This is a genomic window from Massilia glaciei, assembly GCF_003011895.2.
In the GTDB taxonomy this organism is placed as follows: Bacteria; Pseudomonadota; Gammaproteobacteria; order Burkholderiales; family Burkholderiaceae_D; genus Telluria_A; species Telluria_A glaciei.
In genome coordinates, this window is record NZ_PXWF02000085.1 from 1 (window position 1) to 10,239 (window position 10,239).

Sequence of the window (10,239 nt, forward strand, 5' to 3'; positions counted from 1 at the left end):
CAGCGCCGGCGAGGTGCCGGCGGCGGCGCGCGCGGCGAGCCGCTGGTAGCGCTCGAGGGCGCCGGCGAGCGCGGCGAACGAGGGCGGCAAGGCCGGCGCGGGCATGGTCTCGGCGCCATGGCGCGAGAGCCGCACATGGGTTTCGATCACCGTGTCGTCGGCGAAGGCGCCGCTGGCGCCGCGGTTGGGCAGGTTGAGCACGAGCGCGCGCGGTTTGTCGGACGCGAGCGCGGCGATCACCTCGACCGCCATGTCGCCGAAGCCGGCCGCGCCGCGGTAGAGCTTCAAACGCGGCTCGGGCAGCGCGGCCTGCTCGGCGAAGTGCGCGTAGTAGCGCGGCATCGCGGCGGCCACGGCGTCGCTGCGCGGCCCGGCAACCCGCGCCTGCGCCACGAACGCCCGCGGATACAGGTAGTAGGGCAGGTAGGAGTTGGGCCAGAGTCCGTCGGCCTGTTCGCGCGCCATGGCCAGGCTGTAGGCGAAGCGCAACTGGTGCTCGTCGTCGAACCCGGCCGGCGCGGCCAGGGTGTCGGGCCACGGGCCGAGCGGGGCGTCGTCGACGCTCAGTTCGCTGTACCAGGTGGCGTGGTTCAGGCCGATGCAGCGCCCGCCCGGATGGCCGGACTGGCCCATCGCCTGCGCCAGCGCGGCGAGGTCCTCGTCGGACTGGTCGCACATGCCGATCACCCGCACCCGGCCCTGGTCGGCCAGCGCCTGGGTCACGATGTTGCTCGGGTTGGTGTAGTTGAGCAGGACCGCCCCGGGCGCGAGCGCGGCCATCGCCTCGGCCACGCGCAACGCCTCGGGCACCGAACGCAGGGCGTAGAAAAATCCGCCCGGGCCGACCGTCTCCTGGCCCGGGATGTCGAACTCGAGCGGCAGCGTCTCGTCGATGCGGCGCGCCGCCAGCCCGCCGGGGCGGGTCGAATTGAGCACCAGGGCCGCGCCGCGCACGGCGTCCGGCAGGGTGGCCGCGGGGCGCACCACGAACGGCGCGCCGGCGCCGCGCGCCATGCCCGCGCACAGGCGCGCGACCACGTCGAGGCGGGCCGGGTCGGTGTCGTACAGGCGCACCTCGCGCAGCGGCAGCTGGCCGGCGCGCCTGATCAGGGACTGCAGCAATCCGGGCGTATAGGCGCTGCCGCCGCCAAGCACGGTCAGAATTTCCATGTGATCTCCTCGGCCAGGGCGGCCATGCGGGTCGGTTCCTGCAGCACGCCGCCGCGTTGTTGCAGGATGTGGGCGGCGGCGCGCGAGCCGAAGCGCAGCGCGGCCGAGGGCGCCAGGCCGCGGATCAGGGCCGCCAGCATGCCGGCGCAAAAGGCGTCGCCGGCGCCGGTGGGGTCGCACACCGCCACCGGGACGGCGGCGGCGACCACGGTTTCGCCGTCGAGCATGCCGAAGGCGCCGGCCGGCCCCAGCGTGACCACCACCGAGGTGGCGGCGTCGGCCAGGCGGCCCGGGGCGGCGGCGGCGTCGCCGCAGGTGGCCACGGCCTCCTTCTCGTTGAGGATCAGCAGGTCCCAGGGGCGCCCGCCCTGCGCCGCGAGCGCGGCGAGCCGGTGCGGGGCCCAGCTGCCGCTGACGGCCACCTTCGCCCCCTCGGCGCGGGCGCGCGCGAGCGGCGCGGCCAGCCGTGCGGCCTCCTCGAGGCCGGGCACATGGATCCATTTTGCCGGCGGCAGATGGGTAACCCGGTCGAGCGCGCCGAAATCGGCGGCGCTGACGAAGGCGCGGTCGTGCTCGTCGGCCAGCACCAGCGAGACGGCCGGGTCGTCACGCGCGGGCCACGGCGTGAGCGCGATGCCCAGCCGCGCCGCCAGCGCGGCCAGCGCCTGGTCGGCGATGCCCGCGCCGACCGGCACGCACATGGTCACCCGCAGGCCGAGCGCGGCGCCCACGCTGGCGCTGTTGGCGGCGCCGCCGAAGCGCAGGCCGATGGCGTCGACGAATCGCTCCTCGCCGGGCGCCGGCGGCGCCACCCGCGGCACCGAGACATCGAGATAGGCCATGCCGGCCACGAGCAGTTCGCTCATCCGGCCTCGCCCAGCGCCGGATCGGGATGGGTGTGGCCGGCGGCGTGCTGGAAGTCGTCGGCCCAGCGCGCCACGTCGTGCTCGGTGACGATGGCGGCCATGCGCGCGGTGCGGTAGGCGCGTTCGTCCTCGCCCATGGTCAGCGCCCGGTGCAGCGTCGCGATCATGGAGCGCGCGTCGTACGGATTGGTCAGCAGGGCGCCGTGCAGGTCGACCGAGACGCCGGCGAACTCCGACAGGATCAGCACGCCGGACTTGCCGACGGCCTTCTTGGCGGCGATGAATTCCTTGGCCACCAGGTTGAGGCCGTCGCGCAGCGGCGTGATCCAGGCGATGTCGCAGGCGGCGTAGTGGGCCACCACGTCGTCGAACGAGAGCGCGCGGTAGAAGTAGCGCACCGGCACCCACTCGAGGGTCGAGAAGCGCCCGTTGATGCGCCCGACGATGCGGTCGACCTCGAGGCGCAAGGTCTCGTAGATCTCCATGCCCACCGCCGCCGGCGTGATGATGTTAATCAGGGTCACCTTGCCGACGTACTCGGGATGTTCGTCGAGCAGGCGCTCGAAGGCCTCGAGCTTTTGCAGCGAGCCCTTGACGTAGTCGAGCCGCTCGATCGAGATCACGCTGGTGACGCCGTTGAGGTAGTCGGTGATGTTCTGGGTCTTGGCCTGCACCTCGGGCGTGGCCGCCAGCTGCGCGATCAGGGCGGTGTCGGTGCCGACCGGATGGGCGCCGAGGCCGATGCGCCGCCCGCCGACCTCGATCCGGGTGGTCATGGTGTCGACCCCGAGCGCGCAGCCGTAGGTCAGGAAGCGCGGCGCGCACGGCACGCTGTCGACCACCTCGAGCGGCGCGAACGAGCGCGTGGCGTCGACGAAGTTCTCGACGTAGCGCGGGATCTGGAAGCCGACGTAGTCGCACTGCAGCAGGCTGCCGATGATGTCGCGGCGCCATGGCAGGATGTTGAAGATGTCGCTCGAGGGGAAGGTGGTGTGGTGGAAGAACGCGATGCGCAGGTCCGGGCGCAGCGGGCGCAGGAAGGCCGGCACCATCCACAGGTTGTAGTCGTGGATCCAGGCGAGCGCGCCCTCGGCCGCCTCGCGCGCGGTGCGTTCGGCGAACAATCGGTTGACCTCGAGGAAGCGCTCCCAGTGCGCCTGCTTGAATTCGGCCTTGTCGGGGAAGGAGAAGATGATCGGCCAGAAGGCCTCCTTCGAAAACTTCTTGTAGAACAGGTCGACGTCGTCGCCGGTGAGCGCGATGCGCGCCGCGTGCAGGTTGCGGTAGCGCTGGCCGTCGACCGCGACGGCGTCGACGAAGTCCTCCGGCTCGCGGCTCTCCTGCTGCGACCAGGCCACCCATGCGCCCTTGCGCGCGCCGGCGAACAGGCGCAGCAGGGTGGGGATGATGCCGTTCGGGCTCTTGGGCCTGCGCTGGATCGTGACGCCGTCCTCGAGCACCTCGTCGAACGGCAGGCGGTGGTAGACGATGACGAGGTCGGCGTCGCCGCGCTTGTCGGTCTCGAGCCTGGTGGCCATGCTCGGCTCGACCAGGATGCCGTGGTGGGTCAGGCCCTGCAGGATGCCGCCGCAGCCCTCGGCGCGCGCGATGTGGACCTTGCGCAGCCTGCGCACCCGTTCGACCAGCGCCGGCTCGGCGCCGCCGACGACGATGCCACGAAAGCCCGCCTGCAGCATCGACAGGTCGTTGAGGGTGTCGCCGGCGACGATGATGTCGCCGGGGTTGATGCCCTCGGCCGCGGCCAGCCCGAGCAGGGCGCTGCCCTTGCCCACGCCGCGCGGCAGGACGTCGAGGTAGCGGCCGGCCGAGAACAGCAGGTCGCAGCCGAGCTCGTCGATGGCGGCGCGCAGGCCCGGGGTGACCTCGCCCATGCTCGACAGGAACGAGCAGCGCCGCTCCTGGGGCACGCTCTGGCGCTGCAGCGGAAAGCGCGCCAGCGCGCGCAGCACCGCCTGCGAACCGGGCCAGCGCGCGGCGATGTCGTGCTGGAGCGGCTCGACCGGGCGCAGGTCGCCGTGCACGATGGTGGCGCCGACGTCGGCGATGATGTAGTGCGGCTGCGGCAGCGTCGGGTCGCTCAGCAGCGGCATGATCGATTCAAGGCTGCGTCCGGTGACGTAGACGATCCTGGCGCCGGCGAGCTCCCCGCTGAACAGCTCGCGGATCCGGCGCCGCGCCTCGTGCGGGCCGGCCAGCAGTGTTCCGTCGAGGTCGGTGGCAAGGATCAGCTTGCTCGGGTCGGGCGTGGCGTTCCATTGGCTCTCTAGTGCATCCATGGCGTTTTTTCCTTCGTTTGGTCGTGCGGTGGTCGCTTCGCTCGCGGGTGGCGCAAGTGTGGGCGTTGTATTTTTCGCGTTCCGGCATGCGGGCCGGGGCGGTAGGCAAGCCGGCGCCGCAGCGTGGGAGAACCGCATTATCGGTGCGCGATTCGGATCCCGGGACCGCGCAACGCAAGGAACGCGGGCGTTCCCTGCCTTGTTTTCCGCGGGCGCTGAAGATGCGCAATTGGCCGCCGGCGGCCGCGCCGTCCTCACCTCCAGACGCCGCCCGGCCAGCTTAGTGGCCAAACATTAGCTAACACTTAGCGATGGCCAAGTTGCCGGCTGGGGGCTGATGGTGCCACGTTGAACACCTCAAAAAATAGTGCAATAATGGTGCATACAACGTGCATCGAGGGGCAAACATGGCTGCCGCAGAAATGCCAATCGCAGAAAAGGCCGTTCCAGCCGGCGAGGCAGTTCCCGTATTCGATCGAAACTTTGACGGGTTCATGAGTTTCCTCAGTGCCAAGGCGAGCCCGTCGATTTCCCCAAAACGATTCGGACTTGTTTTTCGGCTGGATATGCAAACCCTCGCGGCGCATGCACACGTTCACAGGAATACCGTCAGGCTGGCACCGGACACCGAGACCATCCAGTCGTACCTGCGTGAATCGGTGCGGGTGATCCGCGCTGCCGCCGATATTTCCGACAGTATCGAAAAAGCGATCTATTGGTTCAAGAATCATCCGCTGCCGACTTTCGACTACAAGACGCCGCAGGATCTTGTCTCAGAAAAACGCACGGAAGCCCTCATCAAGTACATCCAGTCGCTCTAGGCTGGATACACCGGGTGATTCTCACCACGCTCAACGCTGCTGCCTACCGGGTCCATCAGCCGAAATGGTCATTTGCGCCGACCTCGGGAGCTGGTGCCGGCGCCCATGGCGGGCGCGCCAACCGGCCTGGTGTCAATGCGCCCTACCTGTCACTGGAGCTGGAGACCGCCCTAGCCGAGTACCAGCAGCTCGATGCGCTCCTGCCGCCAGGGCTCATGGTCGGCTATAACGTAAGCCTCGACGCCATCGTAGACTTCCGTGGGGACTTCACGAGCGACTGGGACGCGCTCTGGCAGGCTTTTTACTGTGACTGGCGGAACATGCACTTCCACCAAGGCATTGAACCCCCATCTTGGGTCATCGGCGACCAAGTCCTCGCGCCTGGCGCGAAGGGAATCTTGTTCAATAGCGCGATTACCTGCGGCGCAAATCTTGTCATCTACACTGACGCGCTCACTGGTGCAGATGCCATCAGTGTTTACGATCCGCACAACGATCTCCCAAAGAACCAATCGTCCTGGCAGTAGCGGTTTCCAGAAGAATTGACCACGGCCCCGCCTGTCGAGGCGGCGCCCTAACTGTCGAATGGTCGCCGCTCTGGCCGCATCCGGCTGGCCACTCTACTCATCGGTCGCGAGACCCTTTATCAATACCTGAGACTGGCACCAGCGGCTTAACCCGGATTTCCGCTCTTATGGAAAGCATATTGTTATGGAAAGAGCCGGCGGTGATGCGGCTCCCCAGCCCGGCCCGGCTTGCCATCGAGTGCAAAATCGCTCCACATAACGAAAACAGCCGTCCATTCCTGCGTATGGAGGGGCACGTCCGCGAGAAGCGGTCCGTCGCGCCGGTGTCCCCTTGTTCCGGGCAATGTAGGCGACCGTCTATTCGTCAGTTCTGCTGTCGATTCGTCGCATGCTACTGTGTTGTGTGCGGGGCCGCGTGGCATCGTTACACCTTCGTGGGTGTCGATCCCTCTTTCCAAGGACCCTGTAATGAAAAAGCTTTTCTCGCTGCTGTCTATGCTTGTGTTGAGCGCCCCGCTGCTGGCGGCCACCGATTCGTTGACTCAGACCTCCACGGACACAAAAAAAGGGGGCGCGGTCTACATAGAACCCCCGATGGTAACAGTGCCCGGCGGCGAATTCCAAATGGGTGGCGGCAAACCCCATCGCTCGGGGGGAGCCGCGCAAGACCCCCGCACCCTGCCGATCCATCAGGTCAAGATCAACGCCTTTAAGCTGGGCAAGTACGAAGTGACCGTGGCCGAATTCCGGCGTTTTATTGAAGCGACCGGTTACAAAGCACCGGACAAATGCGTGCATCAGCCCGGTCAGGGCTGGTTCGGCGCAGGGGCCACGCCCGGCGCATGGGATAAGAACGAGCTCACCAACAGCGAGTTCCAACCGGTCGTCTGCATAGGCTGGGCCGGCGCTGACGCCTATGCCAAATGGTTGTCACAGCAAACCGGTAAGAGCTACCGCCTGGCCAGCGAAGCCGAGTGGGAGTACGCTGCCAGCGCGGGCAGAGGCAAGCCCGGCTTTCCCTTCGGTGACGACATCGACCAAAAGCGCATCTGCGGGTACGCCAATGTGTCCGATCAATCGGCCGAGCATGCAGGCATGCAACGTTTTGGAGCCACCTATACTGGCTTTATGGGCGGCATCTCTCCCTGCGATGATGGTGCAGGGTTTGCCAGCATCGTTGGCATGTACAAGCCCAACCCCCTGGGCCTCCATGACCTGATCGGCAATGTAGCGGAGTATTTGCAAGATTGCTGGAGCGAGAACTACCAAGGTGCGCCGGCAGACGGCAGCGCGCGGCTGGACGGCAACTGCAAGATGCGCGCCAGCCGCGGCGGCGCCTGGCATTGGCGTGGCAACTCGGCCACCCAGCGCGGTGCGGTAGAGCTCGATTGGATCGGCGCGATTGAGGGCTTCCGCCTGGCCCAGGGTCTGGCGAGCCCGGCCGACAAGCGCTCGGCACCGACCTCCCAGGCCTTTGATAAAGCGCTGGCGCAGGCGCAAGCCGTGGAGCGCGCTCGCCGCAAGAATTTGCAGCCTTTCCCGCCGCCGCCACAGGGTTTGCAGCTGACGCAGGGAACCTCAGCGGTTCAGCTGAGCTGGATGGCCACCCCCGACCCCAAGGTGCTCGGCTATCACGTCTACCGCAGTGACAGCGTTGGCGGCGACTTTGTGCGGATTGCCTCAGACGTCAAGACGCAGCGCTATGTGGACGAGGCTGCTCCTGCACGCAAACACCGCTATTCGGTGGTGGCCGTCAACCGCGATCGTTTCAGTGAGTTCAGTGCACCGGTGTTTACCGCCGACCAAGTGCATGCGGTGCCGGCTCGGATCCAGGCGGAAGACTTTAACCGGATGGACAATGCCGAAGTCGGCAAAGTGGTGCCCCAAGAGGATATGGAAGATGGTGGCCAAGCAGGCTCGAACTTGACTGGAGCCGGCGGTATGGCCAAGGACGGTTGGACAGAATACAGCGTTGACGTCCAGCGCGCTGGCAACTACCGGTTTAGCTTCCGCGTGGCCAGCAAGGCCGGTAGCAAGGGCCTGGCCTTGAGCGTGGATGGACAGCCCGTGCTGGAGCAGGCCGTACCTGTAACCGGTGGCTTCAAGGTCTGGAAAACCGTGGCCGCGCCTGGCCCGATCCGACTGGAGGCCGGCCGCCACGTTCTGCGCATCCGGGCCATCGACCTAGGCTGGAAGCTCAACTGGTTCTCGCTGGAACAGGCTGACTAAGACGCGATTGGGTTGCTAGGAGCCTGTCGGACTTAGGGAGTCGAAGCGAAAAAAGTGCTGGACGAGGACAGATTTTGACGATTTCGCAGTGCCAATAGCGAGCTATTGGCCGAGAAAGCGGCGAAATATGTACCATCCAGCGCTTTTTGCAGCCGACGATCCTAAGTCCGACAGGCTCCTAGCACCATCAACGCCCAGTACGAACCGTCATTTTGAGGGTCCGCTTCGGGGCGTAACCGGTCATCCCCAAGTTGCTGACGCTGCCGATGGCGCCGGGGCGGCGCCAGTGAAATATTATGGAAAGCAAAATTAGCTTGCCGCCCTGCTACGTGCGGCGTTTTAGACGGCAGCTTTCCATAAGCATCTGCTTTTCATAAGAACGGTTATGGAAAGCTTTGCATAACCGTTCCACCGCACCTCAAACCCCCAATACCTGTCTTCCAGCCAGTTGGCTGCCACTAAGTATTGGCTAAGTCTGCCTGTCTATATTCATGACAAGTCCTGCTTGCCGGGAGACAAACATGATGAACAACGATCAGGAATCGGCGCCGCGACTGCGATGGTAGAAAAGTTTTTGTTGACCTTGGTCCTCGGCGTTGCGGCCTGCGGCGCCGCCCTCGCCGTCGAAGTGGAGAGGCCGGGCTGGACGACGTCGGCCGAGTTGGGCGCCATCATTACCTCGGGCAACACGGTCGGCACGTCCGTCACCGGCAAGATCGAGGCCCGCCATGAGTTGGCGGGATGGAGCAACCACTATGTCATGGGCGGCTATTTCAAGGAGGATGAGGCCGCCGACGGGCAGGGCGGGCGACTGCGCAAGCGCTCTGCGGAACGCTATTCGTTCTCGGCGAAGGCCGCGTTCAAATTGATGCAGAAGGGCAAAAAGCTTTTCGTTCTCGCCTCGCATGTCGACGACAAATTCGCCGCCTACTCGACGTATTCGAGCGTCGGCGTCGGCCACAGCGTCCAATTGCACGCATCGGCCGACAGGTCGCTCGATGTCGAACTCGGTCCCGGCTATTTCAGCGGTGTCAATGCGAACGGCCAGGCCGAGAGCGGGTTCACGCTGCGCGGCGCGGCGGCGCTCAAATGGAAGCTGGGACCGGCGGCGGTCTTCTCGCAGACGCTTAGCGTCGAGCGTGGCGCCTCGAATACCCACTCGGTCGCCGAATTCGGATTGAGCACAAAAATCAACGACACGATGCGGATGAAGGCCTCCTTCGTGGCGCGCAAGGACACCAATGTCCCGGCAAAGAAAAAGAACACGGATACCCAAACGGCGTTGACGCTGGTGTATTCCTTCTAGATACGCGCAAGACAAAATGCCATGGCCGTTCGCCGGCATTGTCCGAAAGAATCGGCCGAAAGAATCGGCCGAAAGACACAGGGGATGAAAAAAACAATGAACAGAACCACTTCCAGCGTTTTATCCGGCGCCTTCTCCGGCGCCTTATCCGGCGCCTTTTCCAGCCTCGCCGGCCGGGCGCCGCTGGCCGGCCTGCTGGTGGCGCTGATCATCCTGCCCGCCGCGCGTGAAAGCTTCGCCGCCACCAAGCAATCCAAGTCGCGCGATGCCAAGGCCGCAGCCGTCATCGCCACTTTCCGCCTGTTGGCGCAACAACGGCCGTGGCGCTGCGCGAAAGGCGAGCCGGTGCAGGCGGCGCCCGATTGGCAGGCCAAAACGGCGCAATGCGCGTGGCAGAACCGCCTGCAGATGCGTCAGTGGGTGCCGTCCCAATCCCACCCGGACCGTTGCCTGACCCACCAGGCGGTGTGGTGGCGCTGGCAACTGGCGCGCCACGGCATCGCCGCGCCCATGGCCGCCCCGGTGTGGGACCGCGGATGGCGCGCCCAAAGCGCCGCCACCTCGGCCAGCGCATTGCAGCGCATCGCGGTAATCCGGCAGGCGAGCGACGGCAGATGGATCGCCACCGAATGGACCTGGACGCCTTCGCTGCGCGCGGCGACCCGCAAGTGGCAGGCCGGCCGCTGGAAACTGCTGGCCGACGCCGCCGGACAACTGCGCGCCCCGCCGCGCAATGTGGGCGGGCCCGAGACGCTCGCCCTGCGCGAGGCATGGGAAAAGAACCTCAAGGGCCGCGCCGGCGAAGTGCTGCCCGATGCCTGGCGCTGGGAAAGCAATGGCACGTGCCTGCGCATGGAGACGGTCGGACTGAGCCAGGCCCAGTTGCACCTGCCGTATTCGCGCGACGAAGTGCGGCACGAGCAGCGCGCGGCGATGCAGGTGCAACTGGCGCGCCGGTTTCCCAAGGCCACCTGGCTGATGCCGTTCCGCCTGCTGCGCGCAAAGGACGCGGACAAGGGCGCC

Annotated in this window: 8 protein-coding genes; 5 read left to right on the plus strand and 3 right to left on the minus strand. The window is 66.2% G+C overall.

Going from position 1 to position 10,239, the window contains the following annotated elements:
• From C7C56_RS06545 to ggpS, 3 genes are all read right to left on the minus strand, one after another.
• Positions 1-1,170: family 4 glycosyl hydrolase (locus C7C56_RS06545; RefSeq protein WP_106756659.1), on the minus strand; the 1,170-nt coding region annotated here is incomplete at its 3' end.
• Positions 1,158-2,036 carry a carbohydrate kinase family protein gene (locus C7C56_RS06550; RefSeq protein ID WP_106756660.1) on the minus strand — a complete coding sequence of 293 codons (879 nt, stop codon included), beginning with the start codon at positions 2,034-2,036 and terminating at the stop codon, positions 1,158-1,160. The genes C7C56_RS06550 and C7C56_RS06545, both read right to left, overlap by 13 nt.
• Positions 2,033-4,333 carry a glucosylglycerol-phosphate synthase gene (gene ggpS, locus C7C56_RS06555; protein WP_181373045.1) on the minus strand — a complete coding sequence of 767 codons (2,301 nt, stop codon included), beginning with the start codon at positions 4,331-4,333 and terminating at the stop codon, positions 2,033-2,035. The genes C7C56_RS06550 and ggpS overlap by 4 nt, the downstream gene beginning before the upstream one ends.
• Positions 4,334-4,740: 407 nt before the next feature.
• Between ggpS and C7C56_RS06560 the strand changes: the two genes are divergently transcribed.
• The 5 genes from C7C56_RS06560 to C7C56_RS06580 all read left to right on the plus strand — a co-directional run.
• Complete coding sequence (locus C7C56_RS06560) at positions 4,741-5,154, plus strand: DUF2384 domain-containing protein (RefSeq protein WP_229458238.1); 414 nt, start codon at positions 4,741-4,743, stop codon at positions 5,152-5,154.
• A gap of 14 nt (positions 5,155-5,168) precedes the next feature.
• Positions 5,169-5,681: an RES family NAD+ phosphorylase gene (locus C7C56_RS06565; protein WP_106756661.1), complete on the plus strand. Its 513-nt coding sequence runs from the start codon at positions 5,169-5,171 to the stop codon at positions 5,679-5,681.
• A gap of 468 nt (positions 5,682-6,149) precedes the next feature.
• The gene (locus C7C56_RS06570) at positions 6,150-7,910 is read left to right on the plus strand and encodes an SUMF1/EgtB/PvdO family nonheme iron enzyme (RefSeq protein WP_106756662.1); all 1,761 of its coding nucleotides are present in this window, start codon (positions 6,150-6,152) and stop codon (positions 7,908-7,910) included.
• A gap of 505 nt (positions 7,911-8,415) precedes the next feature.
• Complete coding sequence (locus tag C7C56_RS06575; protein WP_229458240.1) at positions 8,416-9,216, plus strand: DUF481 domain-containing protein; 801 nt, start codon at positions 8,416-8,418, stop codon at positions 9,214-9,216.
• A 96-nt stretch (positions 9,217-9,312) separates the two neighbouring features.
• Positions 9,313-10,239: hypothetical protein (locus C7C56_RS06580; RefSeq protein WP_146204313.1), on the plus strand; the 927-nt coding region annotated here is incomplete at its 3' end.